Origin of the sequence: Silvibacterium bohemicum (assembly GCF_001006305.1) — a bacterium.
Taxonomy (GTDB): domain Bacteria; phylum Acidobacteriota; class Terriglobia; order Terriglobales; family Acidobacteriaceae; genus Silvibacterium; species Silvibacterium bohemicum.
This window is the reverse complement of sequence record NZ_LBHJ01000020.1, coordinates 121,249-147,676: the sequence shown is the minus strand read 5'-3', so window position 1 is coordinate 147,676 and position 26,428 is coordinate 121,249. Positions and strand designations below refer to the sequence as shown.

General features: G+C 59.0%; 29 protein-coding genes and 1 tRNA gene. 7 read left to right on the top strand and 23 right to left on the bottom strand.

The annotated features are described in order from the left end of the window. Positions 1–25 precede the first annotated feature (25 nt). The 20 genes from XX99_RS23855 to XX99_RS23755 all read right to left on the bottom strand — a co-directional run bounded on the left by XX99_RS23855 (position 26) and on the right by XX99_RS23755 (position 18,296). Positions 26–1,075 carry a hypothetical protein gene (locus tag XX99_RS23855; protein ID WP_050061930.1) on the bottom strand — a complete coding sequence of 350 codons (1,050 nt, stop codon included), beginning with the start codon at positions 1,073–1,075 and terminating at the stop codon, positions 26–28. Beyond that, positions 1,072–2,130, bottom strand: coding sequence for a hypothetical protein (locus XX99_RS23850; protein ID WP_050061929.1), 1,059 nt, complete (start codon positions 2,128–2,130; stop codon positions 1,072–1,074). Before XX99_RS23850 ends, XX99_RS23855 begins: the two co-directional genes overlap by 4 nt. Next, complete coding sequence (locus tag XX99_RS23845) at positions 2,127–2,399, bottom strand: hypothetical protein (RefSeq protein ID WP_050061928.1); 273 nt, start codon at positions 2,397–2,399, stop codon at positions 2,127–2,129. The genes XX99_RS23850 and XX99_RS23845 overlap by 4 nt, the downstream gene beginning before the upstream one ends. Positions 2,400–2,423: 24 nt before the next feature. After that, entirely contained in the window at positions 2,424–2,732 is a 309-nt protein-coding gene (locus XX99_RS23840; RefSeq protein ID WP_050061927.1) for a hypothetical protein, read from the bottom strand. Between the two features lie 90 nt (positions 2,733–2,822). Next, positions 2,823–3,221: a hypothetical protein gene (locus XX99_RS23835; protein ID WP_050061926.1), complete on the bottom strand. Its 399-nt coding sequence runs from the start codon at positions 3,219–3,221 to the stop codon at positions 2,823–2,825. Between the two features lie 31 nt (positions 3,222–3,252). Continuing rightward, positions 3,253–3,660, bottom strand: coding sequence for a single-stranded DNA-binding protein (locus XX99_RS23830; RefSeq protein WP_050061925.1), 408 nt, complete (start codon positions 3,658–3,660; stop codon positions 3,253–3,255). Between the two features lie 482 nt (positions 3,661–4,142). Further along, positions 4,143–5,210 carry an IS110 family transposase gene (locus XX99_RS23825; RefSeq protein WP_050061924.1) on the bottom strand — a complete coding sequence of 356 codons (1,068 nt, stop codon included), beginning with the start codon at positions 5,208–5,210 and terminating at the stop codon, positions 4,143–4,145. 553 nt (positions 5,211–5,763) lie between these two features. Then, positions 5,764–7,530, bottom strand: coding sequence for a DNA cytosine methyltransferase (dcm, locus tag XX99_RS27875; protein WP_050061923.1), 1,767 nt, complete (start codon positions 7,528–7,530; stop codon positions 5,764–5,766). Continuing rightward, on the bottom strand, positions 7,527–8,294 hold the full coding sequence (locus tag XX99_RS23815) for a hypothetical protein (protein WP_050061922.1): 768 nt from the start codon (positions 8,292–8,294) through the stop codon (positions 7,527–7,529). Before XX99_RS23815 ends, dcm begins: the two co-directional genes overlap by 4 nt. Before the next feature lie 220 nt (positions 8,295–8,514). Further along, the gene (locus XX99_RS23805; RefSeq protein WP_156186185.1) at positions 8,515–9,357 is read right to left on the bottom strand and encodes a phosphoadenosine phosphosulfate reductase family protein; all 843 of its coding nucleotides are present in this window, start codon (positions 9,355–9,357) and stop codon (positions 8,515–8,517) included. A gap of 72 nt (positions 9,358–9,429) precedes the next feature. Next, a complete protein-coding gene (locus tag XX99_RS23800) occupies positions 9,430–9,825 on the bottom strand; it encodes a hypothetical protein (protein WP_050061919.1) in 396 nt (131 codons plus the stop codon). A gap of 266 nt (positions 9,826–10,091) precedes the next feature. Beyond that, positions 10,092–10,484 carry a hypothetical protein gene (locus XX99_RS23795; RefSeq protein WP_050061918.1) on the bottom strand — a complete coding sequence of 131 codons (393 nt, stop codon included), beginning with the start codon at positions 10,482–10,484 and terminating at the stop codon, positions 10,092–10,094. A 5-nt stretch (positions 10,485–10,489) separates the two neighbouring features. Then, positions 10,490–11,173, bottom strand: a complete 684-nt coding sequence (locus XX99_RS23790) for a VirB8/TrbF family protein (protein ID WP_050061917.1) — start codon at positions 11,171–11,173, stop codon at positions 10,490–10,492. A 2-nt stretch (positions 11,174–11,175) separates the two neighbouring features. Next, positions 11,176–11,997, bottom strand: coding sequence for a type IV secretion system protein (locus XX99_RS23785; protein ID WP_050061916.1), 822 nt, complete (start codon positions 11,995–11,997; stop codon positions 11,176–11,178). 14 nt (positions 11,998–12,011) lie between these two features. Continuing rightward, complete coding sequence (locus XX99_RS23780; RefSeq protein ID WP_050061915.1) at positions 12,012–12,923, bottom strand: hypothetical protein; 912 nt, start codon at positions 12,921–12,923, stop codon at positions 12,012–12,014. Positions 12,924–13,093: 170 nt separating this feature from the next. Next, the gene (locus tag XX99_RS23775; RefSeq protein WP_050061914.1) at positions 13,094–14,359 is read right to left on the bottom strand and encodes a TrbI/VirB10 family protein; all 1,266 of its coding nucleotides are present in this window, start codon (positions 14,357–14,359) and stop codon (positions 13,094–13,096) included. 8 nt (positions 14,360–14,367) lie between these two features. Further along, the gene (locus XX99_RS23770; RefSeq protein WP_050061913.1) at positions 14,368–15,123 is read right to left on the bottom strand and encodes a TrbG/VirB9 family P-type conjugative transfer protein; all 756 of its coding nucleotides are present in this window, start codon (positions 15,121–15,123) and stop codon (positions 14,368–14,370) included. A gap of 8 nt (positions 15,124–15,131) precedes the next feature. Then, the gene (locus XX99_RS23765; protein WP_050061912.1) at positions 15,132–17,594 is read right to left on the bottom strand and encodes a VirB4 family type IV secretion system protein; all 2,463 of its coding nucleotides are present in this window, start codon (positions 17,592–17,594) and stop codon (positions 15,132–15,134) included. Beyond that, positions 17,581–17,907, bottom strand: coding sequence for a VirB3 family type IV secretion system protein (locus XX99_RS23760; protein WP_050061911.1), 327 nt, complete (start codon positions 17,905–17,907; stop codon positions 17,581–17,583). The genes XX99_RS23765 and XX99_RS23760 overlap by 14 nt, the downstream gene beginning before the upstream one ends. 59 nt (positions 17,908–17,966) lie before the next feature. Further along, positions 17,967–18,296 (bottom strand): TrbC/VirB2 family protein, encoded by a 330-nt coding sequence (locus tag XX99_RS23755; protein WP_184084566.1) that lies wholly within the window; start codon positions 18,294–18,296, stop codon positions 17,967–17,969. Between the two features lie 178 nt (positions 18,297–18,474). On the opposite strand from XX99_RS23755, the gene XX99_RS28455 reads away from it, so the two are divergent. Then, positions 18,475–18,600, top strand: a complete 126-nt coding sequence (locus XX99_RS28455; RefSeq protein ID WP_260315140.1) for a hypothetical protein — start codon at positions 18,475–18,477, stop codon at positions 18,598–18,600. Positions 18,601–18,622: 22 nt separating this feature from the next. Here XX99_RS28455 and XX99_RS23750 read toward each other — a convergent pair whose 3' ends face one another. Further along, the gene (locus tag XX99_RS23750) at positions 18,623–19,345 is read right to left on the bottom strand and encodes a DNA methyltransferase (RefSeq protein WP_050061909.1); all 723 of its coding nucleotides are present in this window, start codon (positions 19,343–19,345) and stop codon (positions 18,623–18,625) included. A gap of 359 nt (positions 19,346–19,704) precedes the next feature. Next, positions 19,705–20,148 (bottom strand): hypothetical protein, encoded by a 444-nt coding sequence (locus tag XX99_RS23745; RefSeq protein ID WP_050061908.1) that lies wholly within the window; start codon positions 20,146–20,148, stop codon positions 19,705–19,707. A 241-nt stretch (positions 20,149–20,389) separates the two neighbouring features. Between XX99_RS23745 and XX99_RS23740 the strand changes: the two genes are divergently transcribed. Together XX99_RS23740 and XX99_RS23735 are read left to right on the top strand one after the other, a co-directional pair. Beyond that, the gene (locus XX99_RS23740; RefSeq protein ID WP_050061907.1) at positions 20,390–20,599 is read left to right on the top strand and encodes a helix-turn-helix domain-containing protein; all 210 of its coding nucleotides are present in this window, start codon (positions 20,390–20,392) and stop codon (positions 20,597–20,599) included. Between the two features lie 70 nt (positions 20,600–20,669). Next, a complete protein-coding gene (locus XX99_RS23735; protein ID WP_050061906.1) occupies positions 20,670–21,842 on the top strand; it encodes a tyrosine-type recombinase/integrase in 1,173 nt (390 codons plus the stop codon). Positions 21,843–21,913: 71 nt separating this feature from the next. On the opposite strand, the gene XX99_RS23730 is transcribed toward XX99_RS23735, so the two are convergent. After that, a tRNA-Ala gene (locus tag XX99_RS23730) sits at positions 21,914–21,989 on the bottom strand. A 102-nt stretch (positions 21,990–22,091) separates the two neighbouring features. Between XX99_RS23730 and XX99_RS23725 the strand changes: the two genes are divergently transcribed. The 4 genes from XX99_RS23725 to XX99_RS23705 all read left to right on the top strand — a co-directional run bounded on the left by XX99_RS23725 (position 22,092) and on the right by XX99_RS23705 (position 26,387). Next, positions 22,092–22,790 (top strand): hypothetical protein, encoded by a 699-nt coding sequence (locus XX99_RS23725; protein WP_050061905.1) that lies wholly within the window; start codon positions 22,092–22,094, stop codon positions 22,788–22,790. 276 nt (positions 22,791–23,066) lie between these two features. Continuing rightward, the gene (locus tag XX99_RS23720) at positions 23,067–23,780 is read left to right on the top strand and encodes an RNA polymerase sigma factor (protein WP_050061904.1); all 714 of its coding nucleotides are present in this window, start codon (positions 23,067–23,069) and stop codon (positions 23,778–23,780) included. Next, complete coding sequence (locus XX99_RS23715; protein ID WP_050061903.1) at positions 23,777–24,523, top strand: anti-sigma factor family protein; 747 nt, start codon at positions 23,777–23,779, stop codon at positions 24,521–24,523. Before XX99_RS23720 ends, XX99_RS23715 begins: the two co-directional genes overlap by 4 nt. Before the next feature lie 124 nt (positions 24,524–24,647). Beyond that, positions 24,648–26,387: a hypothetical protein gene (locus XX99_RS23705; RefSeq protein ID WP_231581590.1), complete on the top strand. Its 1,740-nt coding sequence runs from the start codon at positions 24,648–24,650 to the stop codon at positions 26,385–26,387. The last annotated feature ends 41 nt before the right edge of the window (positions 26,388–26,428 follow it).

The window sequence follows — 26,428 nt, the reverse complement described above, 5'->3', positions numbered from 1 at the left end:
ATCCGCGTAACTCGATGCATTAAAGTCACTTATCTTCCTTAGAAGGGGTATCGTGGCGGGTATGGTGATGGGTATCGTCATCCTCGTCAGAGTGAGGCTCCGGCTGTGTCGGATCTAATGGATAGCGATAGGGGAGGACAATAGTGGAGAAGGTCACACGCATGGAAGTCTGAAGAAATCGTTGGCGGATCTTCTCCACTGTTGTGCTCCCTGCCTTCCACGCAGAGTAGAGGGCCTGATGTTCCAGCGAGGTGTAAAGGGACTCACCTTCGCGCAGAGTTTTGAGATCGCTCGACAGAACACCTCGCCCCCCGACCTCGGATTGCTGGCGGATAGCCAGGAATTCGAGGAAGTGATCGACGCCGATCGGTGTCATGGGAGTGACACCGCGCAGGCGGTCGGCGGGCAGGAAGCGATTGAAGGTCGCCTTTGCCCGCGCTGAATTACTCTCGGTGTCGGCAACGAAGATCAACTCGAACTCGCCGAGCGCCGCAAACAGTGGTTGGTACTGTTTGAGGTAACGCTCGAAGCGTGATGCCGTCGCCTGGCCTTCGTCAAAGAATGCGAAGCGTGGAACGCCAGCATTCGAGACAAGAATGGGGAACCCATCCGAGAAATACATCAGGCGTCCGGCGTGGCTGCGGGGCAGCAGCTCCGAACGGACGCCACACTGCGTGGTGAAGAAGTCAACCTTGTTGACTTCTTCGACGAGCATGTTCGCGCTCAGGTGTGCGAGGACGAAGTCAAGCACCATGAGGCGCGACTTGATATGAGCGTCACCTTTTATGCGTCGGTTCTGGGAGTGTGGCCGTTCGATGGCGGCATAGAGAGTCTTTGATTTCAGGTGGTAAATGTGCCAGCCCCGACCGCACTCGATGACCTGGATATGGTTATGCCGATCCGCCTTGCGGAGCATCCGATCTAGCGCCGTACCACCATCACGACCGGCGAAGCGGTTGTACTGACGGCGCAGGAAGTAGCCGGAGTGAACGGCAACAAGATACAGAAATGAAGCCTCCCGTTCCAGGTAGCCGATGGCTTCGAGAGATGAGATCGGATCGTAGTCCATGGTCATAGCTCCAGAATGTCTCCCAGGGGATAGTGTTCGTCCTCGATCTTTGAGGTGATAGTGGCCCGGTCTGCGGCAGAGGCGTAGTTCCGGAAGCCAGCCTGGCCTTTCGATCGGAGATGGCCGGCATGGTAGGCGGCGGTGAGGACTTCGATGTCCTCATGGCCGGTGCGCGATCGGTCGTCCGCATCTACGGTCTGTTCCACGTCGCGGGGAAGGTCGTATTCGATCCGCGCGTCAGGGATCTGAATCTTTCCATCAACGAAGGGCAGCTCCAGGCGTTCGGCAACCTCGCGCTTGATCTCGGCCATGTCGCGCGAGGGATCGGCTTTGCGTTCGGCATAGATCGCCTTCTGTACCTGTGACTTGATCTCGAAGTCGAGCTTCACTCGAAGATTCGTGCCGCCCTTCTCCCCGATCTTCTCTGCCTCTTTCTGATAAGCGCGGTAGATATGGGAGTCGTGCTCGACCTCGCGCGGTTTCACCAGGCCGGCATAGAGCCTCTGGTCTTTCGGCAGGTCGCCCTGCTTGAGAAGCAAGCGGCGACCGTCCTGGGTCAAGGTGACAACTTCGACGCGTTCAATCGTGCGCCGGCTCCCGTCGCGGCGCAGATTGACCTGAGAGGTTTCGACGAGACCTTTGTCTCGGAGATACCGAAGGTCATTCTCAAGAGGACGCGACTTTCCGTTGTAAAGCGTCTCGCGGAGGTCCGCGACGCGGACGACGCGAAAGCGCCCAGCCTCGCTCAGGAGCTGCTTCTCTTCTGGACGCAATTCCAGCCCGACGATGTCGCTGGACGTCCGTGCCGGACGCCGAGGATCGGCGGAGGGCTCAGGACGGCGCCGTTCGCGCGGAACGTCTCGCGCACCTACTTCACGCGGGCGTTTCGCCCGCGGACGGGTGTGGCGAGAGTCCGCATCCTTCACCTCCAGAGACTTCAGGCGATGGAGGATCGGGTTGTCAGGGACCTTGCGGGAGTTGGACCGTTCACCGGGCTGCGGGGCAACGCGTTCGTCGCCATCGCGACGACGCGGCGGTTCCTGGGGAATATCGATTCTCATGCGGCCTCCCCGTCATCGCCGCGCTCCGCAGGAGCAGGCGTGAAGTCGATCGCTGTCTGGGTATTCGCCGACTTCGTGGATGACTTCTTCTGGCGGCTCGGCGGGGGAGAAGGCAAGACGGTTTCGTCAGAAACCGGCGGCGCCTTGGGAAGTTGGCCGACGACACGACGAACGTCGTAGTCGGCCACGCGGGTGAAGCGGTTCATCAGCTTGTCGGCGGCCTCGCGCATCGCACGGATCTTCGCGACGAGATCAGGAGTACGTTCCATATATTGGTCTTCACTCGCCATGGTTTACTGTTCCTCCTCCGACTCGCCAAAGCGGGAAAGAATCTCTTCGGAGAGTTCACTCTGTCCGGTCTGAATTTCCTGATCGAGATGCCGGAGCTTGCGACCGGCATCTCGGAGGAAGAACTTGCGCTCGATCCAGATGGTGATGCCGAGGATGTTGGCGAAGAGCAGAGCGCAGTAAAGCGCGATGCTCTGGAGATCGTGATGAAGAATGAAGCTTCGCCAGGGAGTGAGGAAGCGCAGCTCACCAGTGAGCCAGAATCCGAGCGCGAGAAAGATCAGCGTGGCGACGAAGACAGCGTTGGCGAACATCGGGTTCCTTTCTGCCGCGATAACAGAGCGGCCTTGTCAGAACAAAAGCGGAGAGGCTTTAGCCTCTCCGCGAAATGAGGGCGGACGGCGTTAGCCGTCCTCGCCCGTATCGACGACTAGCAGGGGACGTTCCAACCGCTGTATCCGTGTCGCTTGAATCTCATACGAGTCGTGCTTCACAGGAAAACGCTCTCCAGCAACAACTGCGATTCGGATATGCTCCTGCGCTCGTAGTTCTGCTTCGACATCGAGATAGTCGCCACGTTTCATACCGCGGGTGAAACCGCAGAACCACGGGCCGGGACAGACGATCCGGTGTGTGGTGATCCGTGGAGTCCACTCGTTGGTGGCGACGTCCCAGGTTCCGGACATCGTTGCCAGGAGCAAAACTGCGAAAGCCTCCTCGGTGATTCCGTCCGAAGGCGGAACCGTGGCGTCCGCTGCGAGGAATCCTCGCAGCGTGACGGTGTTCTGAAATAATCCAGTCATGGTTGCACCTCCCGAGGGAGGACAACGCGGCCTAAGCCGCGTCGTCCTCCGTGACCGGCTCGGCGTCGAGGTTCTCGTCGCGTGAGCTCTCGGGTTTCGCCAGCTTCTTGACGATGCTGGCGCGTACCTCCTTCTCGCGGAAGGTGACTTTGGTCTTCTTCTTGCCGTCACCAATCTCTTTGTCGTACTGGTTGGTCTGTGTCTCGCCTACGACCTCGACGTAGTCGCCCTTCTTCAGGGGCTTCGCGTCCTCGGCGGGCTTGCCGAAGGCGACGATGCGGTGCCACTCGGTCTTGTTCACCCACTGGTCGCCCTTCTTGTAGCCGGACTTGGTGGCCAGCGAGAAGACGACGAAGGTGGTCTGGTTTTTGGTTGCGAAGCTCTCGGCGTCCTTGCCGACGAAGCCCTTCAGTTTCTGTTCGTTTTCGTAGAGTGCCATTGTGTTTCTCCTTGTTTGTATTTGCCCGGATTGCCCTCGGGACACTCTTGCGCGAAGCGACGCGAGGTGCCCCGCTCCCAAGTCTTATGAAAGGGGTTGTCAAGAGACAGGGTTCTCCCGTCGCGGAGCGACCGTCTCTTGACAGCCAGCCCCAACCCCCACGCCTTCAGGTTTTGTCTCGATTGCAGTTCTTTCCTTGCAGAGTTATTCATCGTGATCGTTGAGCGAACGCCATCCACTTTCGAAGCTGACAAGCGAACCGATTGGCAAAGGTGCCAACCATGGTCTTATTCGAGACTCGAGGCCTACGACTTTCTTCGGTTATCCAAGGGGGCATAGAGTGCCAATGGAGACTGTGCGCCGAGGCGCGTGATCGCCTAACTTGGGAGTGGATACTCACCCTCGAACCGAGAGCTCCGGAAACGTCTCTGGCCACAACGAAGCGAAGAATCGCCTGCATGGTAGATCTGTTCTCGGGGCGCTCAAGCCTGCAGCTTTAGATGGGCCGCGTCAAACCCTCCTTCCTGCTTCCAAACAGCTAAAGTGACGGCCGCAATCTTACGGGCCAATGTCAGCCGGGCCATCGCAGGCTTCTTCCCCTGAGCGACCTGGGCGTCATAAAACTCACGGAGCGGGCCTGAACCACAACTTGCGCCCATCGCGGCGTGCTTGAAGATGTTCTTCAGCGCATGGTTGTGGTTCGTGTTGAGCCCGCGGAGAAGAGGCGACTTCTTCGATCGCTTCAGCTCTCCGTCAATGAATTGGTAGTCGGCGCTGCTCGATGTTCTGATGGCCAGCCCACAGTAAGACCAGAGCTGCCTCTTCGTCCGAAAGCGATGAGGTGTCTGGAGCAACGCAACGAGCAGCGCTGACCAGATCGGTCCGATGTACGGGACCTGACGGAGCCAGCGTGTGGCCGGCTGTTTACGAGCCTCCGTCAGCAGGTCGCGTCTTGCCTGCTGGCGGAGTGCCCGGAGCGCGTCCAACTCCTGGTAGAAATGTTCCGCCCTGCGCCGCACGCCAGTCTCAGGGAGCTTGCTCAGCCACGCTTCACGGTGGTTAGCTGCATATACCTGCTGTCCGCCGCATGGAATACCCCAGCCGCGATACAGCGCCTTCGTGCGGTTCATCACCCGTGTCACATCCTGGGTGATGACGAGGTAACTGCGCGCCAGCTCTCGCAGAGAGCGCAGGCTGTGCTCACCGTGGTAGACCGGCCGAAGCATACCGCCATCGCGAAGCAATGCCGCAAGCCTGTGTGCGTCGACCTTGTCTCCCTTGTTGCCCTCGGTGAGCAAGGCGTTCCGGCGTGGATCGCAGACCACGACGCGCGCAACATGAGGATGCAATAGGTCATAGAGCCATGCGGCCCACGTACCTTCTTCGAAGGTGATATGCAGCTCACCACGCATCCCTCGGATGCAATCGAGGATCGCGTTCGCTCTCGTCTCTATGACTGTCTCCATCACGATCTTCCCCGCCTGGTTACGCACTGCAATCGAGACTGTTTCCTTGTGAACGTCCATGCCGACATACTTGATGCTGTCCATCTCGCTCTTCCTCCCTCTGGCTTTTTACTCCTCTTGCACGTAGGGGGGTGGGGCGTCCTTTCATAATGTGTGCCAAGCGGCGCTTTTGCGGAAGGTTCGGAAAATCTTTTCGTCCGCGTTCTGTGCGGAGGTTGTCGAAAAGATTTTCTGAAAGCCGTAAAAGCAGAGACGCGCCGTGCCGCAGGGCGCGGGGTGAGCACCGAAGCGAGTGACCGAGGGAAAGCTGGGCAAATACAGGAGAGATGGCGCTTTACGGAAACACTCGACTGAAGGGTTCGACGGCGCTGAGGATGCCGATGCAACCAAAAACCAACCGCACGGTGTCTGCTGGCCACCAAGTCCGGCTGCAAGTGTTGCGCGTGGGTACACTGCACCGTTTGGCCGGCATCGTTGTGTGCAGCTCCCTGCCAGGCGGAGATCCCGTATTCGGGCGACAGGGTCGTAGGCGAGACGCAGACCATCCACTCAGGATTGGTGACGGCAAGAAGAAGCCCCACCTGTATCCGCGAGAAGGAAGTACGCGTCGGTGTCGTGAGAATCTGCATACGCGTGCTCACCCAGACTCCCCGTCGCCGCGCCGGTCACGGAGGATGGCATCGACTGCCGCAATCCGTTTCCCTATCCAGTGCATGACCGGAACTGCCATCGAGTTGCCGAGCGCTTTGTAGCGGGGGCCATCCGCTGCCAGCTTGCCGCGATACTCGACCAGCGTGTAATCGTCTGGGAATCCCTGCAACCGCTCACACTCACGAGGGGTTAATCGCCGCACGGCCATCTGAGGCGTCATCACTCCATCGACTCGCCCACCCTCGCCGCCACGCTGAAGAGTTCCCGTGACATCGGTCGATGCAGTGAGTTCTCCAGACCAGGCAACGGGCTGCTCCTGAAGCACGGCAGTCGTCGAGCTGTTCTCGATGCTTCCAGGGGCGCGTGTACGCAAACTTCCTGCGACTTCAGTGGATGAAGCCGCACTTGCGGTACCGTCGCTGCCGTGTAGCGTGAACGCGATCGTCGGGGCGTTGCGTCCGGTGGCATTGGAGTTGGTTCCAAGCGACTGCATCACATCGCCACTCAGGACATTTCCTTCCTGGTTCTGTGCGAAGGCGATCGCTACCTGGCCGCCACCATTCGCATGGCTCCGGTCATGTCCCATGCCACGCAGTGTCGGTGCGACGCTATCTGCGTCGGCTCCATAGTCTTTCGCAGAGAAGGCGACGTAGGATTGCTGTTTTACGCCTGGCTGCGCTGCGAGTGCCCCGACTGTCTTGCCGTCTCCACCATGCAGTCGCACTTCATCTCGGCTGTTCTGCGCAAAGGCGACAGCCTGAGCGCCACCACTCTCAAGAGTGTGCGCAACATCATCGGAGAAACCGCTTCCGTTCGATTGTGTATGTGCGGTGCAGATTGCGACGGGCACCATGGGCGTTCCACGCCCGGTGCCATCCTCGCTCGCGTCGAAGCCATCGGCTGAGAGCGCGTGAGTGATGAGAGTTTCGGTTTCAAAGTCCTGTCTTCCCATGCCCCCCGCATTGAGGCAATGAGGGGTGTCTCCGGTGCTGGGAATCAGGCCGCCACTGAGGTCGAAGTCTGTTCCCGGCCCGCCACCGCCATGAGCGCGCGCGCTAAGAGTGGGGGCAACGTCTTTCCGCGTTTCACGGCGCGGCGGAGGATACCCCGACAGGCTGTGGCGCTCAAGTAGTACCGCTGCGGGACCTCGCCAGTCTCCAAGATGTCCGACAACGAAGACGCGACGCCGTCGCTGGGGAACTCCAAAATGCTGAGCGTCCAGAACTCGGTAGGCGATCCCATACCCGAGTTGGACCAGTATCCCGAGGAAGGCTCCAAACGTCCGTCCGTCATCGATCGACAGGACGCCGGGGACGTTCTCCCACACCAGCCATAGGGGCCTGAGTCTGCCAGCAAGTCGAGCAAACTCGATAGTGAGGTTGCCACGCGGGTCATCCAGTCCTGCTCGCTTACCGGCGACGGAGAAAGACTGGCAAGGTGTTCCTCCGGCCAGAAGGTCGATTGTTCCAACATCCTCTACTCCAATTTTTGTGAAGTCTCCGGCGTTGATGACCGCGCCATCGGCAGGCAGAGCAACAACGTTGCGGATGGCTGCCGCGCGCTGCTTCGCCTCCTTCCGATTGGAGGCATCGTTCGGGCTGGGCATGTGCAGCGGACGCGACGCGCCATAGCGCGAGCGCAGCAGCCATGCACAGAACGGATCGATCTCTGCGAACATCGCGGGCTGCCAGCCGAGAGGTTGCCACGCAACCGAAACGGCTTCGATCCCTGAACAAACGGAGAGGTATCTCATGCAGACTCCTCGGCAGGGCTATCTGAAAAGAGCAGCGGGAGCGACTCGCTGTATGCGAATCCGCTCCACCGTTCGGCCGAATTGATTGCTTCGATTCGATCAACGAGCACAACACCGCGACCAGACTTGGTCGCAGGGGAATAGCTGCCTGTCCACCTGCCATCCAGACCGATATTGCGGGCAATGTTCGTGCTGTCGGCGCTCGCGAATGGGAACGACGCGAACACATATGGGTCGAGCATGCGCAGGCCATGCAGCCTGGTGCGTGGCCTGCCTTGCTCGTCGCAGAAGGCAGACATGGCTTCGGCCATGCGGCGCCACCAGCGGGGCGCGCCGATCTGCGCGAATTCGCCGGAGCTTCCGATTGCGATACGTGGGAACCCTTGTCCTATGAGCCGCTCGATTCTGTCGAGCGATTCATGAAGATGCCACACGGGGACTCCATGCCGAGAAAGCGCGGCGTCGAAGACCAGCGCGTCATTCTGCTCCTCGTTCCCGTCGATCACATCGGGGATCAGGAACCAATCGAAGCCGGGATGCCGTTGCCAAACGGCGACCCACTCATAAAAGGGTTTCCAGTCCGTGATCGGTCTGCCGGCACGCCAGGCCGAGAACGCCCCGTTGTCGAGAGCGAAGGACTGACAAGCGTCCGCTACAAGATCGATTTGCTCCGGATGAGCGAACGAGACCATCGCATGGCGGCGCATGAGAATCTGTGCAGCAGCCGAGTCAGGAGTGATGGGGGTGCCATGGTAATGAATCATGCAGCACCTTCCCGTGATAGCCTGCGGGCATGCGGTTCATCGAAGATGACAAGCTGCCCACGGATGTAGTGCGAAAGGAAATCGCAAAGTCGCAGCATGCGCTCTGTTGCCTCGGGTGCGGCTTCGAGTATCCGTTCGACCCGCTGCAAGCGGGTTCGATCGGAAGACCGCTCTATATGCTCGCCACGCACAACTGCGCCGAGACCGAAGGGTAAGGCGGTCACTCGCATAGACCAAACCTCGATTCACAGGAAGGTGGCGGCAGGATGCGGAAGAGATTGTTCTGCCGGCCTCCTCGATCGGTCTTTGCCCACGCAACGACCTCGTCGATCCAGTTGATCTCCATGCCTGGGACGCACGGTGCGAAGAACGTGCGTCCTACCTGCCGTTCCCAGGCACGGACCTTGTCAATCATTTCGGGGAAGCGCGTCGCCCAATTGAGGACGTCGTCTTTACCGGAGTTGATACATGGGGCACAGCCGACACGCGAGAAGCCGAGCGTGTAGAGCGGATTGATCTGCTCTCCGTGGTGCTTCACGTAGTCGAAGCACATCTGTTTGGTCCAGTCGAAGACGGGGTTGTACAACTCGCAATCGTAGTAGTCGTCCCACTCCTGCCATTCGCGCTGAGAGCGGGACGGGGATTCATCGCGGCGAACGCCAGTGAAGCGCGCGTAGTTCCCGTCCGGATAGTGCTCCTCGATCCATCGCCGGATGGGTGCGAGTTTCAGTGCTTCCGTGCAGAACTGCGCCTTGCGGGACGGAAAGCGGCCTTTGATCCTGGCGAGTTCGGGAAACGTAAGCTCTGACTCTGGATCGATGCCTTTCGTCTCACACCACTCGTCGCTGCGGAAGTCGCCGACCTTCGCGTTGATTCTCATGACCGGGCACACATGCTGCGAGTACCAGTCGATGTGTTCGATAGTTAGCGGATGTTCGTTTCCGCCTGCGTCCGAGTTCACGAGGACGACGCGAGCGGAGCCGTAGCGGTTCAGCATGAACCGCGCAGCGGCCTGCGAGTCAATGCCGCCAGATACTCCGCCGATGTAGACCAACTCACTCACGAATGTCCTCTTGAAACTGCTGATGAAGAAAGCGGAGTGGCTGCGAACAAGCAGCCTCTCCGCGAAACCGGCCTATTGCCGTTCTGGTCTGTAGAGAGCAATCAGGGTGTCTTCTCCTGCCGTCCTCTTGAAGGTGAGGTCGCGCCATGTGATCGAATCCGCAACCACTTCGGAAAAGGGATAGGCGAGATTGATGTTGATTGGCTCGCCGACGCGGTAGACATGAATGCGTGTCCGCAACTCGCCTCCGACGTTGATCTCCTCGTCGCGCGGAAGGATGCGGAGCATATCTGTCAGTTGTCCCACGCAGATGATGGTGTGCTCATCGACGTAGGTGTAAGCATCGTCTCTGTCGCCCAGATAAGCTGCATGGACGCGAAGCCGAAAACTGGTATAGGTCAGGTCGTTGCCGGCGGTTGCGGTGGTGGGAGTGCTTGCGATGACGCCTGTGAGAGATACGGTATTCATTCCTGTCTTCTCCGGTATTGGGTTTGCCCGAAGCGTGCTCGGGTCACCCCTGCGCGGAGCGACGTGAAGGTGCCCTGCTCCCAAGGCCAAGCGGCGTCTTTTCCGGAAGGTTCGGAAAATGTTTTTGCGTTGGTCGCAAAAAGATTTTTTGAAGGCCGTAAAAGCAGAGACGCGCCGTGCCGAAGGGCGCGGGATAAGCACCGAACGGGTGTCCGAGGATGAATCGGGCAAAAGACCGGAGAGCGACTGAATGCCTATGAGCTGTCTCATGCGGCCCTCCTCGGCTTCGGTCCGGGCCTGTGCTGGCTGAGAACCTGGATTCCCGCGAGAATGTGGGCCATCGTGGTGTTGCGGCCATAGAGGACCATGTCGGCATAACGGACGGGTGCGAGGTCACCAGCGCGGTCTACCAGCAGAACCGGTATCTGCGACCCGCACTCCAGTAAGCGATGAATGATCCTGCCGGCAGGATCGGCCTGTTGCGCGTGGATGAGAACGCCACAGACGAAGGCTGCCTCTCTGTCCGTGGCCAGGCGCGAAGCTTCTACGCTGTCGCGGACTGCGACCACGCGATAGGGGTGTAGTTGCAATGCAAACAAGATCGTCGAGAGCAGTTCCTGGTCGGCGCAGTAGAGGAGAATGGACTTCTTCGGTCGCATGGTCGTTAGCTCCCGAATGCCTGATCCTCATGGACGTAGCTGATGACCAGACCGAGAGGATTGGTGAGTAGCATCTTGTTTGGGACCTCGTCGCGGAATCCGTACACGACGTTCGCCGTCCAGCGTTCGCGGCGTTGTTCGTCCTGATCGCCGGGCGAACGGAAGACTTTTTCGAACTCGATATGAGCGCGGTAGGGAGCCTGTCGGAGGTCCTCAAGGACCACGGTCTTAATCTCGACATCGACGTTCGGGGCGCTCGGGTCGAGAAGGAAGGTCTCCAGCGTCTTTGCCCTGGTGACGCGCAGAAGCGTAGCGCCCTGCAAGTCATCGGAGAACAGGTCCATCGACTCACGGAAGTCACGCTGCAACGTCGCGTGATTGCGACCGTAGTAAAGCTCCGCCCAATGGGCGAGGTAATACTTGCTCACCCGATCAACGGGGACCTTTGAGAAGTCGGCATAGCTCGACACCTGTCCACGTCCCGCCTCCGAGACCGCGATGACGAGCGGCTTCAGCCGCAAGGCAGCGGTCTCGGCGCGATAGAGGAGCGTGAGCGAAGCGAGCGTGACGACCGAGAGCACGAGCAGCGCGACCTTGAGGTAGGTGTTGGTGACAACTGGCTCGGCGTACAGCTCCAGAAATCGGTGCCCGGCATCTGTGGTTCGAATCGCGTAGTTTGTAGCTGTCATGATTACCGTCCCATCGGGTTGACCCAGGTTCCGCTGCGCCCGCTAAGAATGGCGCCAGTCAACTCGGGGATCTTGACGAGGCCGTAGATGCAGACCATCAGGGTGATGAAGAGCGCAGGAAGATTCATCAGGGCGTTTGAGAGGCTGAGGGTGCCAATGACCTGGAACATCGAGGTCAGCACCTTCGAGAAGACGAAGATGAAGGCCGAGGCAATGACCTGGTAGAAGCTGAAGCCGATGAATGCCTTGAACCATCCCCAGAAGAGCCAGTCCATCTTCGGCACCACAAACCACGGGATGAAGACCGGGCCGATCAGCACGCATACGGCGGCGGCAACGTAGCCGTATGCGATCACAGCGAAGGACACGGCCTCCATTGCGGCCAGAAGGAGCGCGAGGATCAGATACACGAGGTCTTCGAGGATGTTGAAGTTGCCCGGAGGCGCACCGAGTTGCTGCTCGGCGGTGGTGACCGTGGTAGCGATCTGTTGCGTGGTATCGGACTCGATCTGGCCGGAGATGCTGAGAGCCTCTTTGGTGACGAGGTCGCTGAAGCTGTACCCAACACCTGGAATCGGTGTCGAGTAGTAAGTCAGCATTCCAAGGCCAAACGAGATCAACAGGATCAGGTCGGCAAACTTGCCGAAGTGGAATCCGCCCTGTCCCTGCGACGCGGACAGGGCGGATTTGATCCCAAACCAGACGATAAGAATCACGGCCAGGCCGCGGAACATATCGAGTCCCGCTGCCTGCAATGCCCCGCTGTTCGAGGACAGAAGCTGGCTGATGGCCTGGCCGAGAAAGGTAAACGGATTATCCTGCATGAACGACCTCCGGCTTACTGTGCTGTGGTGCTGAGTGAGATCGCGTGCAGTGACGTGCTCACGCCATTGCTCACGTTCTGCATGGTGTTGGAGAAGTTCTGCTGGAAGTAAATGGCGTCGTTGATGGCGCGGTTCTGCGCATCAATCTGCTGCTTCTGGGCGAGAAGCTGCTGCTGGATCGAAGCCATGAGGAGCTGGTTGGTGTCCTGCTGGGAGTGGATCTGGAGCAGCGTGGCAGAGTTGATCTTGCCGAGCAGGGCATTTTGGGTCTGCTGGCTGGGATCGTTGGAGAACGTGTCCGATTCGAGGTTGGCGAGTTTGGTGGCGAATGCCTGGGCATCGGCGCGGATCGTGCCGAGGGTTGAGAGCGTGCTGGTGGTCGTACTCTGCGCAAACTCGGACGTCGCGTACTGATTCGCGACCGTGGCTTGCGTCCTTGCATCGAGCGACGAGTAGCTGCCCGAGGGGTAGCTCTGAGGCTGCACGTAGGCGCTGTTGTATCCCTGCTGTGCCTGTGGCAATCCGCCGAAGTTGAGAGCATTTACCAGGGGAGACGTATTGCCGTAGGAGTTTGGCGGAGCCGCGAGGCTCTCCCATCGCGACCAGTCTGCCTTGTAGCGCGCCTCAAGGTTTTGGGGCATCGTGGCCATCTGGTAGGCAAGGTTGTACATGGTCACGATCTGCGTCCGCGTCTGTTCCGCGGTGGTAAATATCTGGGCTTCCTTGAGGAGGTGTTGCTGCCAGTTGTTGAGTTCGGTCGCCCACTTCTGAAGTTGCTGCTCGCCCTGCTGAATCTCCTGAACCGCGTGGGCGCTCTGGGTTGGGTCGTAGACGATGCCTGAGCCGAACTGCGCGTGCGCCGCAGGCGCGAGCGCGAGCGTAGCGAACAGGCTGAAGACGGGGAGAAGAGTTCTTATTGCTTTCATGGTGAAACCTCCGTGGAGTTACAGGTGGATGGATACGGGACGGAACGGAGAACGCGTGGAAACGCGTTCGGGCGTTCTGTACCGATAGGGAGAGGGCTTCGGCGGCTGCGAGGGGGAGGCGCAGCCAACCACGAGCACGGAGCCGAGACAAAGGATGAGAGCGGCACGCATCAGAACACCGCCGGCATGTCGTGGTTTTCGTAAGCGGGCAGCAGCATGTCCTGGGTGATGTAGACCTTGATACGGTGCCCCTCGAAGATCGTGTGCGTGGGCAGGACGTTGATGAAGCGGTCGAGCACGTTCGCGCTCGACTGCGAAAGGCTGGATGCGATGCCCTGACGGTAAGCATCCGAGCCGCTTTCGTTGTAGCCGCTGTTGGTCGTGGCCTCAGCAGCGCCAGCGATGACGCCGAGAGCAATGGATGTCCCGAAGATTTCGAGATAGTGGTTGTTGACCTTGCCTTTGACGCCGGTCTCACCTGCCTGATCGAGACCTGTGAACTGGTCGAGGTCTACGTTGTATTTGTCCGGCATGAGCATCCGGTGGAAGGTGAGAGCCAGGTGCTTTTGGCCGAAGCTCGATACCTTCTGGGTTTTGCCGAGAATGAAGGTTCCCTCGGGGATGAGCACATGCTGACGGTCTTCGCTATAGACAGGGTTGGTGACCATGACCTTGAAGTCCCCGGCGAACTCTCCATCGAGACGGTCCACCAGAACGGTGTCGATTGTGGTGCCCTCGAAGATCGCAAAAGGCTGGCCATGTGCTGAGTTAAGGCTTACCTCTGGCGCACGCTTATTCGCGGCGGTCTGCGAAGCAGAAGCCTGCGACGCCGAGGTCGCAGAACGAGGAGCAGACGTGACCGAGTCGGACTCCGGACGGGCGATCGCGTCAGCGGAGCCCGCGGGAGACGCCGATGGCCGCGAAGCGCCAGCGTCGGCGGAGACGAGGTTCGACGCGAAGCGGGCTTTGAACGCCATTGCCTTCTCCGCATCAGCGATGGGATCGCGGGGCGGTTCCGTGGCAGCGGGCGTTACCGACTGCGCAGCAGGAGACGCCGGGCCACCGGCCTGCGTGGGAGCCTGGGTTCCTGCAGTCGTGCCGGCAGGAGACGTTTTCTGTTGTTGTGCCTGCTGCTGGCTTTGTCGTTGCTCCGCAGTCAGGTTCTGTTCCAACTCTGCGATTTTCCGCGCGTTCGCATCGCTCGAGAATGGCGTCGCGTTCGGAAGAGCAGCAGGCGTGGTCTTCGCGTGATTCTTCGAGAACATCACGGCGAGCAGAATGAGCATAGCGAGTCCTGCAACGACGTAACCCTGCGCCTGTTTGGGGACAACACCCTCCGGCAGGACGCGCTTGTCGCGCAGGGCCGGAGGGGGCTGCGTTTGAGGTGCAGCAGCCTGCACCTCGGATACTTCGGGGATCTGTTTTTCCTCTGGCACGTTGCCTCCTATTTGCCGGTCCGGTCGAAGCTGAGCTTGTGTTTGCCGATCTGGAGGTAGCCGTGATCGACCACAGTGGGGATGACATAGGTGCCGTCCAGAAGCTGGAACGTGATCAGGTCGGGCTTCTTGTCTTTCAGCTCGTAGATCGAGAACTTCTCAGAGGCTGACGACTTGATGTAGGTGAACTTGTCGTCGTGATAGATCGCCGAGACATTGAAGGGGCTTTGGTTGCGGTAGGTGTAATCGAACTTCAGCGCCTTGACGGGATAGTCGGCGCGGAATTGTTCTGCGGCGGTTGCGGCATGAGTCTGGGCCAGCCGCACTTGTTCCTGCGCAGCCATGACCTCCGAAGCAGAGACCAGCTTGCTGGCGCCGTTCGATGCAGTAAGCAAGGCCGGGTCGGACGGCTCGATGACGACCTTCAGGTCGGGATCGGAAGGTCCAGCTTCATCGAGGGTGAAGGAGTAAACGCTGCCCTTGTCGGTAATCAGGTCGAGGCTGGAATGGATGCCTGCTTTGGCCGGATGGACGAAGCAGTAATTCCCGACCGTATCGACGATCCAGAAGTCTTTGTCGCCGGTTGCAGCGTCCAGGATCTTCTCTGTTGGCGGAAGCTGAATGAGCGTGGTGTAGCTCATCTTTCCGCGAACATTCACGATGTCGTTGGCGTGGTATTTGACGATGCGGGCGGTAGTTTGCTGGCCGTGCGCGACGGTGGCAGCAAGGCCGAGGAGGAGCGGGAAGATAGGCGAGCGGTGCATAAGTCTCCTTATTGGTTGAGTGGGTTGGGAAAGTCCTGGACGAGCCGGAGCAAGCCCTGCTCCGGCCCAAAGCGGGCGAAGTAATCCTGTTTGCGGATGTTGTCGCGAGGCGTATTTGTCGCGGTCCAGTAGCTGAGGGGATCGACAGCGAGGCGGAGCTTCTTGGCATACTGTGGCTGCTTGAAGAGCAGGTCACGCTTGGGGACCAGCGACTCCAGCAGCTCCAGTTCGGTGTCCTTCAACTGGAAGGTCTCGGCATAGAGCTTGCGGTCGATGCCGGGATTGGCGAGGAAGATCCGGGTGGGGCAGGACTCGTTCACGAGTTCGAGCAACCCGGAGTCCTTGAGCTCCATCATGGATTGTGTGGCGAGGATCATGGACGCGTTGAGCTTGCGCCATGTCTTCTCGGCCCTCGTGATCCAGTCGCGGATGATGCGCTTCTTGAAGAAGATCCAGCCTTCATCGATGACGAAGAGCTTGAAGATGCCGACGTTCTCTGGCTTCTCGATCTCTGATGAGGCACGTTGCAGCACGTAGAACAACATCGGTTCGAGGACATCGGGGTACTTGTCCCAGCCGCTGAAGTTGAAGGTCTGGAAGCGCGAGAAGGTGAGCGTGTCCTCTACGTTGTCGAACAGATAGCCGAACTGGCCGGCACGCGTCCAGCGGTGGAGACGCTCGCCCAAAGGTCCGAGGATGGACGCGAAGTTGGTAAGCGTCCTGATCTCGCGCGGGAGTTTATACACGCGCTCCAGCGCAGCGTAGAGCATCTTCTCATCGGCGGTTGTTAGTTCATAGCGACCTCCGGATTCGATCAGGACCTGGAGGAAGAGATAAAGAAAGTTGAGATTCTCGTGCGTCGGTTCCAGCGAAAACGGATTGATGCTGAACCCTGGGGTCTTCAACCCGACGTTGAGATAGGTCCCTCCGAAGGTTCGCGTCAGCATCTCGTAGCTGGCACCGAGATCGAAGATGATGGTCAGGGGCTGATACTTCTGCGCCGACTGCAACAGGAATGAGGTGAGAAAGGACTTGCCGCTGCCCGTGGCCCCGGTGATCAGCGCATGGGGAACATCACCATAGTGCAGGTTCAGGTAGTAGGGGGTGCCGTGGGTAGATTCGAGGACTGCCAGATATTCTTTATTCAGCTCTGCGTTCCACTTTGAACCCGTATCGATCGAGAAGAGGAAGGACAGGTCGGCATAGTTGGAGTTAAGCGCCCACTGCTTACGGAGGTTGAACTGCCGGTTGCCGGGGACAGTGGCGAAGAAGGCATTGAGGAGGTTGTAGCGTTCTTCGTAGAGCAGTCCATCATGCTGCGTGAACAGTTTCTGAAACTCCGCGACGGCATGTTCCACCTTCAGACGGTCTTCGTCATAAACGACAACGGAGAAGGTAAACTCACCGAAGTTCTTGCCCTCCATACCGAGCGAGGTGAGGGCTCCGCCCAACTCGGCGACCGCGGCTTCTTTGGAGTCATCGACCAACTGGTCTTTCGGATTGGTGTTCTGCTGGTCCTGAAGGTTCGAGACAAAGCTGGTCTTCGAGTTGTGGTGATGGCGGCGTCGGGAAGCGATCTCTTTGCGGGATTTCGCGTTGTCCACCGGATGCCATTCGGTCACGACATGGAAATTGGCCGGGACGTCGAGCAGCCCCTGCAGCAGCAGGGGGCGAGTCTCGCCGGGCATCTCCTTCAGCGTGAGGACGCGGACGAAGTTATCGTCCACGCGGAGGAACCCGCGGTGCGCCTCTAACTCGGAGTCACAGACTTGCCGGTCGAGATGGCGCGAGCCGCGAAGCGGAGCGTCATCGATCTTGGAGGGGCGGAAGTTTACGAGACGCCGGATGAACCGGAAGGTCTTCTCCGCCCCTGACAGCTCGATCTTTGTAAGATCGTTAAGCTGCCCACTCAAACTTTGAACTTTCTGTTGTAGGCGCACGCGGTCGCGCTCGATCTGCTCGTAGAGCAGGGTCCGCGTCTTGTCGCCGGAGAACAGGGCGCGAAGGTCGCGTAGCGATGAGCGCGGGTCCTTCGGCAACTGTGCGAGCGCGTGCAGCAGACCGGCTTTACGGTAGCTGCCGTCGATCATGACCACCCAATAGATCTCGATCGAATACAGCCGGTCTGACTTTTCCTTGAGAAACGCCGCGCGTTGTTCTACCGCGGCGCGGACGAGTGGGTCATCATAGGTGGCGTGCGCGATCTCCGGATGGTTGTGCTTGAACAGGACCTGATAGAGGCGGGTCTTGTCATCGAGGGAGCGGAGAGCGGCTTCGAGCCGCTTGACCGCGTAGTCGCGTCCCGAATGGTCGAGGCTCTCGTAGTCGATGCCTTCGAGCTTCAGGACGGCGCCGAGATCTCCCGTCTTAGTCAGGAAGCAGTGGTCGTCCCAGAAGCCGTACAGGTTAAGCTGTTCGGCGAATGAAGCGGCTTCATTCCAGTCCTTCGTGATGTTGCTAATCCTGAGCACGCTGCCCCCTGATGACGATCACTGTTGGTTCCCACTTCATGGAGTCGTAGCGTCTGCGGAATTTCGTGGAGTTGAAGAGGATGCGCAGGATCTCTACGTCGTGTTTGGTCGCAATGCGGGCGATGATGACGCCTACAACGAAGAGGCCGATGCCGCCGATGAGGGAGTGCAACATGGAGAAGATGGCGCCACCTGTAATCAGCGCCACGAAGAACAATCTGCGTTCCGCGCCCAACACGGTCAGCGGGCGGTTCATCGCCTTGAAGACTTTGTTTCTGCGTACGTCGTTGCGTGTTGAACCGCCCTCTGCCATGTGCTAACCTCCTTCCTGCCTGTCGTTTGCGGGTGTTGGTTGGGCCTGCCGTCAGAGGGCTACGACGGAAAAAGCCAGGCCATGAAGTTAACCGCGCCGATCGCCATGCCGATGCCGAAGACGATGCCGGCGAGCATCTTCTTCGACTGGCCCTCGCCGTAGGCGAACATCAGTCCGCCGACGACGATTGCCACGAGCGAAAGCCCTTGTGCGATGGGGCCGGTGAACGAGGTCTTGAGAGCGTTGACCGCGTTCTCCCACGGGCTCGCGCCGGTCTGGGCATAGACCGGCAGAGCGGCAAGGAACATCAGCGATGGAATCGCCCACCTCCGGCATTGCGAACGCAATCGCCGGAAGTGAGGCCGTTTGGTGGGAAGGCTGGGTTGCATGTCTGCTCCTTTCGTTTGCATCTCCGGCGAGTGAGCACTCTCCGTTGCAACGTCTGGAGCGACAGTAGGCGAGAAAAGGGGGGTCGATTATTACCTTTTGCGACGCATTATTCCATCTGGAGCAATAATCCAGAGACCCAGATTGTGGTGTACGCGACACAGGTTGGGATCACAGATCATGCGTTTTCTATTGCGCCGTGCAGGCGCAGATCATGGCATTCCCACCATGACTGGCAAAGAATCCGCGGGCATGTCGCGGGTCAAGGCCGCAATCATCGCGACTCAGAGCGATGGCTCGCCTTGAGGCGCGGCGCGCGCGGGTAACATCACACCCGCGTGGGAATGCCCGAAGCAGAAGATCGCCTTGCGGCGACCCTCTGGTGGACTCTCTGTAAGCGCTCGCTGGCATGTTTGAAGTACACGTCATCCATCTCCACGCCGATGTACTTACGACCCGTAAGGAGCGATGCAGCGCAGGTGCTTCCACTTCCAGCGAAGGGATCGAGCACGCTCTCCCCTGGAAGAGAAAAGCTGCGGATCAGTTGCGCCAGTGCCGGTACCGGTTTCTGTGTGGGATGGAGCTTGTTGCCGCTATAGGGCATATCCATCACGTCGCCGAGCGGCCGCTTCGGGAGCGGCGGCCTGCCCTTCGCTAGAAGGTATGCCTGCTCATGCTGATACTGGAGGAACCTGCTCTTCGAGCTATATGACTTGCGGAAAACGATGTGACCTACAGGCTGAAAACCCGCGCTGCGCCAGGCTTCGAAGAACGCATCGACCTTCGTCCACCCGTAGAACATCACAGCCACGCGGTCCTGCTTCAATACTCGGTACGCCTCTGCCATCGCTGGTTTGAGCCAACTCTCATCGACATCGTTCTGAATCGTGCGTCCACTGCGGTCGCGATAGTTCACGAGATAGGGTGGATCGGTGAGGATGAAATCGACGCTGTTAGAGGGCATATGCTTCATGACTTCGATGCAGTTGCCGTGAAGGATCTTGTTGGTGAAGCTGCTCTGCAGCGCGGTTGCTACGGTCGTGGTTGCCATCTCTGAAATCTCCTTTTGGCCCCTTGCCTCTGAAGGCGCTCGGAACACACCACGCGAAGCGATGTGAGGGTCCCGCCTCCCAAGGCAAGCGGGTGCATTTTCGGGAGGGCCGAAAGAATGTTCTGCGCTCTTTGCAGAAGATTGTTTTGGAGGGACCCGAAACCCACAGGGCGGCCGTCAGGCCGAAGCAGAACACGCGTAGTCCGCAGGGCGGCGGTTAAGACCCGAAGCAGTGTCCGGGCGATGGAAGAGCATGGGGCAAAAGATCAGGGTTTGAGGGATTGGCAAACGCGGAAGCTGTGAAACAGAAGAGTGTTTGAGGATCGTTCAAGGCCGTGATCGATATGACGCTGGACAGACTATTGGATAGTGTCCGACTCGCCGCCAAACAGCATGGCAGCGATGACAGTGACCTGCCGCATGACGTCCTCGGGCAACACTCGTGCGATGGGCTGGGCAGCTTCGATCTCGGATGGATCGGGAACGAGAATCTCGAACTCCTCGCAGGCGGTTGCGTCATTCGATTGCAGCAAATGCAGGAACTCCACTTTATTGACCGGAGACGAGAACGAAAACAGCAGCTCGTAGGCATCTTCCTTCGGATCGCCAACCAGCGCCAGCATGCGCGTATCGGTCATCTGCGAATAAGCGAACATGTACCCGATGGCCTCCGTCCCGCGCACACGATCCTCAGCATCGTCCTCACGCAAGAACTCGATGAGGACTATCCAGTCGCTCTCCTCGCGCCAGTGGGGTGGGATTGGCGGCGTACCGCCCGGCGGGATGATGGGTGTGCTGCTCATCGCTCGAATCGATCATCGCGCATACACGGACAAGACTCAAGCTGAGGACTTGAATGATTGTGGTTCCGATGCCACATAGTGTGGCTTTGGATTATTGCCTCAGATGGAATAATGCGTCGCAAAAGGTAATAATCGCCGCCACAATTTCGACCTATTGTCTGGCTATGGGCGCTACGGAATGCGATTGATTGCACGTTCCAATCCCGCGCAATCCGTGAAAACGTCCTGACAGGAGACGAGGATGCAAAAACAAGAAGAAGATCAGATCAAGGTGGCCGATATTTTCGAGCCTTTACTCGACAGCCAGCAGGCTGCGGAACTGATGCATGTGCATCCGGAGACGGTAAAACGGAGAGCGCGGCGAGGGGAGATTCCCGGCCTGAAATTCGGCAAAGTATGGCGTTTCCGCGCCTCCGGTCTGGAAGCGTATATCCGCAGTTTAATGCAGTAATTCGAGGCTCAGGACCGCTGAGTTATGGCACCATCGAAGCAGTGGTCTGTGCCATCGAAACGGAGAAAATATGTTTCGACGGACACGATATCAACAAGGAACACTGGATCGCGTAAAGCGCAAGGAAGGCCCGGATTGCTGGATCTTCCGTTGGCGGGAAACCGGCGACAACGGAAAACGGGTTCGCCGCAATAAGGTGATCGGGACGGTGGAGGAGTACCCGACCGAGACCAAGGCATTAGTCGCTGTTGACGCATTGCGCTTAACCATTAATGAAGAGCAGCCCGAGATGGCTCAGCAACCGGCTTCGGTCGCCGCTCTCGTAAAACACTTCAAGGAGCTGGAGCTTGGTCCTATTAAGGAGGGAGACGAGGAGGAGGGCAGGGCGTATTCAACGCGCTCAACCTACACCGATATCCTCGACTTCCACGTGGTTCCGAAATGGGGCGGGATGAAGCTGCATGAGGTAAGGGCTGTTGCAGTCGAGAATTGGCTGCGCGACCTAAAGCTGGCCAGAGGGAGCAAGGCGAAGATCCGTTCCATCATGAGCGTCCTGTTCAATCACGCCATCCGTCACGAGTTCCTGCCGCAGGGCAAGAACCCGATCACGATGGTGCGACAGAGCGGGAAGCGTATGCGAACTCCGGACGTACTGGAGGTTCACGAACTGATCGCGTTGTTTGATCAGCTCCCGCATCGTGATCGTGCCATGGCTCTTCTGGATACGGTCACCGGGTTGCGCCGCAGCGAGCTAATCGGACTCAAGTGGATGGATGTGAACTTTGAGGATCTGGAGCTATCCGTCACGCGCTCGGTCTACCGGCAGAGGGTAGGTCGGTGCAAGACGGAAATCTCACGGAAGCCGGTTCCGCTCGACCCCTGGGTTGCAGAGGAACTGCTGACGTGGAAGCTCGCTGCTCCCTACAACCAGCCGAAGGACTGGGTCTTCGCCAGTACGCGGAAGAAGGGGAAGCAGCCCTACAGTCCCGACTCACTGCTGAAGCGGAGTATTCGTCCTGCCGCGGCAAGGGCGAAGATCGCAAAGCACATCGGCTGGCATACCTTCCGGCGTACCTTTACCACCTTGCTGAAGGCCAACGGCGAGGATGTCAAAGTGGTGCAGGAGCTACTGCGGCACGCGACGGTGAAGATGACGCTTGAGGTCTACGCGCAGGCGGTCACTCCGGCCAAGCGGGAGGCTCAGTCAAAGCTCGCAGGACTTCTGAAAGCGGGGTCCAAATGACGGCAAGCTCTTATTGGACCTTCTTGGACCTTTTTGAAAAAGCGCGAAATCGTCTAAGTTGTTGGAATAATTGGTGGACCTGATCGGGATCGAACCGATGACCTCTTCCATGCCATGGAAGCGCGCTCCCAGCTGCGCCACAGGCCCACATTGGTAGGGTGATTTCATTGTCGTTTACTGTGGCAGTTTCGTCAATCCTGCCAGTCTCTTGCAACCGGTTGGGGAGATCCCGCATCGTTGACGAAAGACATGTCAATTTCGAAATGCATTTTGCAGTTCTTTGCGGCGGCCGCTCTGGCGAGTTCCGCCGGATTCTCTCAATCTGCTCTCAGCCCGAATGGGGGTACCGGTCCGGGAACACCGGGATCGAGTATTGCCGCGATCGTGCAACCTGCTTTGCAGGATGTGCAGAGCACAGCCGGCGCGCTGAATACCGGGAGATGGAAAGCGCCCGGCGAGGTGAGGGCCGCAACCGATCGCAATCTTTCGTCGATTCAGCGGGACTTGGTGGAGACGCTTCCGGGTCTGATCGCGCAGGCCGATGGCGCTGCAGGCTCCATCGCCCCCTCGTTCGCCGTGTATCGCAATATCGACGCCCTCTACGACGTTTTGCTGCGCGTGGATCAGACTGCGATGTTGGCTGCGCCAGACAACGAGGCATCCGCGATAGCATCCTCGCTCGATCGTCTGGAGTCTGCGCGCAAGCAGCTGGGCGATGTAATTGTGTCTGCCGCTCAGGCTCGCGAAGCGCAGATCGTGAAGCTGCAAGCCGCTGTTAAAGCTGCCGCAGCCGCTATACCTGCGCCTCCTCCGGCGAAGGCCGCGGTTGTGGACGATGGACCGGTGCAACCGGCCGTGAAGAAAAAGCGGAAGCCGGCGGCCCAAAAGGCTCCTGCGCCAACGCCCGCGACGACCAGCGGTTCGGCATCGAATCCGCCTTCCAACTAGCGCTCCGCCTCAGAAAAGTTAGGAGTGCCGGGAACCGAAGCACCTCAGGCCGGTGTCTAAGCATAATAGAGTGAGCGAGACACTCGGCCGCCGGCGGCTAAAGCATTTTTCCCTATTTACGATGTCCTTTGGGAGATTGGCTAGGTGCAGCTTTTCTTAACGGAAAAGCTGCGTTGAGCCTCTCTTCTTCGGTCTGGCACCCATAGGGAAAATGCTAAAGCGCGCGCCCACTCGCGAGTCGTTGGGGCTTCCTGATACTGTAGGAGGAGTTTTTTCATGCAAGCGGGGATTGCCGTGGGAAATGTTGCAAGCGTAATCGGGATCCGGCCCGAAGAGACGGCCTTGGTCGCTCAGCTCAAGGCCGGTTCGGAAGATGCTTTTGGGTGGCTGATTTCCACCTATCACCAACCTGTTTATAGCTTGATCGCCCGCACTATCCCGCTTTCCTCCGATGCCGCCGATCTGACCCAGGAAGTTTTCGTGAAGATTTTCCGGGGAATCTCGGGATTTCATGGGGATGCCAGCCTGCGCACCTGGATTTATCGGATTGCTCTTCATGAGGCCTCGAACCAGCGCCGCTGGTGGTCGCGTCATCGTCGCCAGGAAGTGACGATCGAGGCGGAAACGGGCGAATCCAATGAAGGCCAGCCGCTTTGTATTAAGGACACCCTGATCGATCAGCACGAGTCTCCCTTTGAAACAGCCGAAAAAGCTGAGATTCGCGCCAAGGTCGAGGCCGAATTAAGGGAAGTACCGGAACCTTTCCGCACCGTCGTCATCCTGCGCGACCTGGAAGGGCTGGCGTACGAAGAAGTTGCGGAGATATTGAATATCAACCTGGGCACCGTCAAGTCACGGCTAATGCGCGGGCGCGCACATCTGAAGGCCCGCCTGGCTTCTTTCGCGGAAGCCGCTCGGAAGCGGCCTTCGCATGGCGCGGTCGAAGCCACCATGGGTTCGCGGTCTTTCGCCGCAGAGGAGGCGCGATGAAGAGCTGCCGTTCGATTCGCGATCAATTCTCGGACTACCTGGACGGAGCATTGACCGGTGTGGCCATGCAGCAGGTCGCATCCCACCTGGACCGCTGTGCTGAATGCTCGCAGGAGTTCCTGGAGTGGCGGCAGATGCAGCAGTTGCTCACGGACGTCGGTCCGGCGAAAGCTCCGGCGGATCTTGCCTTGCGGTTGCGTGTCGCCATTTCTCAGGAGCAGGCAAAGACACCGCGCCAAAGTCTAGCCCGGTTTCAGGTGCAGTGGGCCAATACCTTCGCGCCATTTCTATTGCGTGCTTCGGCGGGGTTTGCCAGCGCGGTATTGCTGGTGGGAACGGCTGCTCTCATGATCGGAGCATTCACCTCTCCTGAGCCGGTAGAGGCACGGGACGTGCCGTCCGACGCCGCGACCAGTCCGCGGTTTCTCTATTCGATGACCGAGTCGAACAGCCTGGAGAACACCGCCGATCTCGATGACCATCAAAAGGAAGTCCGGACACAGGCCAGAACCGCTGTTTTCACAACAGATAGCTCCATCAATCCGATTGTCGTTGAGGCCTATGTCAATAGCGCCGGGCTCGCTTACGACTACCGCATCGTTTCCGGGCCAAGCGATCCCCAGTCCCGGGCTCGGGTGGAAACACTGCTCCTGTTTAGCGTTTTCGAACCGGCGCGGGTGTTTGGTGAGCCCGTTCATGGCATCGCGCTGATCACTTTATCCGGCATTTCCGTACAGGGCTGACCCGGGAAATACCACCTCCAAAACACGCGAGAGGGAAGGCCCGCCGCCTTTCCTTCGTGCTCAAAGATTGACCCTGGCTCTCGCAGACGCATAGACTTTGGTAGGCTCGTTCTTGGCCTTCTCTATGCGGTTTTTCCTACCACTGACTCGTTTCTCACTTCCCGTTATCGCCATTTCTCTTGCTCTGGGCAGCTGCTGCTTTGCCCAGACGCCGGTCAAGGCGAAGTCGCCCGTTGGGCAGAGCCCCATTACGCCGCCTCCGCCGCCGAAGCCTCCGGCTTTGGTCGATCCGGCAGGGCCGGCCATCAGCCTGCAGACCAGCGAAGCCTTGTTCGACATCGCGGCCGCGCTTAACGCCTGCGGCTACGATAACGGCCTCGAGAATTCGGATCCGATCCGGCAGCACGTTCGCGATCAGATCAATCAGGCGACGCAGCAATCTGCCGACGCTCGCGATGCCCGCGACCGTATCTGCTTCTACATCGATCAGCATCGTCTGGCGGATAGCGCCCACGACCTGGCACAGTATGTTTCGCTGGCGCTCTATCTGACGCCGCCGCCCGATCTTGCTCCGAGCGTCGATGAAGCGGACATGCCTCCGGACTCGACGCAGGTCGCGGACATCGTGCCGCTTCTGCAGAAGTTTGTGCAGGCCGCGCAACTTCACGTGATCTGGGTGGAAAATCATCCTACTTACGACGCCGAGGTGGCGCAGCTCCACGATCCACTGACCAAGATGATCGTGGATACCAATATTTACCTGAAGATGCCGGCCAGCGCGTACGACGGACGCCGCTTTCTGGTGGTTCTCGAACCCATGCTGTCGCCGGCGGAGACCAACGCGCGCGTCTATGGCGCCGACTACGTCGTCGTGGTATCCCCATCAAATGGCCAGATTCCCATGCAGCAGGTTCGTCACACCTATCTGCACTACGAGATTGAGCCCCTGCTCTATCAGCGGGCCGGAGCAATCGACAGAATGCTGCCGTTCCTGAAGGTGGTGCGCGATGCTCCTCTCGACTTCATTTATCGCAGCGATATCGTTTCTCTGGTGATCGAGTCGATGATTCGGGCAGTAGAAGCGCGGACCATGTCCACGGGAATCACGATCCATCAGATACCGGCGAATACGGAGCGTGTGGATTTGGAGCGGATCTATCGCGAGCACAACGCCGACGTGCAGAAGGATACGGCGATTCGAGAGCAGTCGGTAGGGCGTTCCATGTCTGAAGGCTATGTCCTGAGTCAATATTTCTACGACCAGCTGGTGGCTTTCGAGCACACTCCGGTCAGTCTCCAGGAGAGCATCGGCGAGATGGTTTATGGCATGCCGGTGGATCAGGAGCTGCACCGGGCTCGCGAAGTGCATTTTGTGGAAGAAGGCTCGCAGGATGTATTGCGGCGCACCCCGATTCAACCGCGCGGCCTGGATCTCGCGGAACTGAACCTGAGCAAAGGCGACGCCAAGACGGCGACCGGCCTCTCCGAGACTGCGCTGAAAGAGCACACGGCCGATCCGGCGCGCGCGAACTTCATCCTGGCGCGGGCCAGCTTGATGACGGGCAACATTGATGACGCGGAGAGCGCCTTCAAGGAGACGGTGCGGCTGTCGAGCGATCCGCGGATGCTTGCCTGGTCGCACATCTACCTGGGCCGGATTCTTGACGTCGAGGACAAGCGCGACGATGCGATGCTGGAATATAAGGCTGCATTGACGGTTCGCGATGGACAGCCTGATACGAAACAAGCGGCAGAGAAGGGGTTGAAGAATCCGTTTGCGCTGCCGAAACGCGAGGTTACCGAGGACCAAGATGATCCACCGTCTAAAAATCCGCCGCCCGCGAATACTCAGCACCCGCAATAGACCTTAACAGTTGAGAGTATCGAGACTGAACATCGAACGCG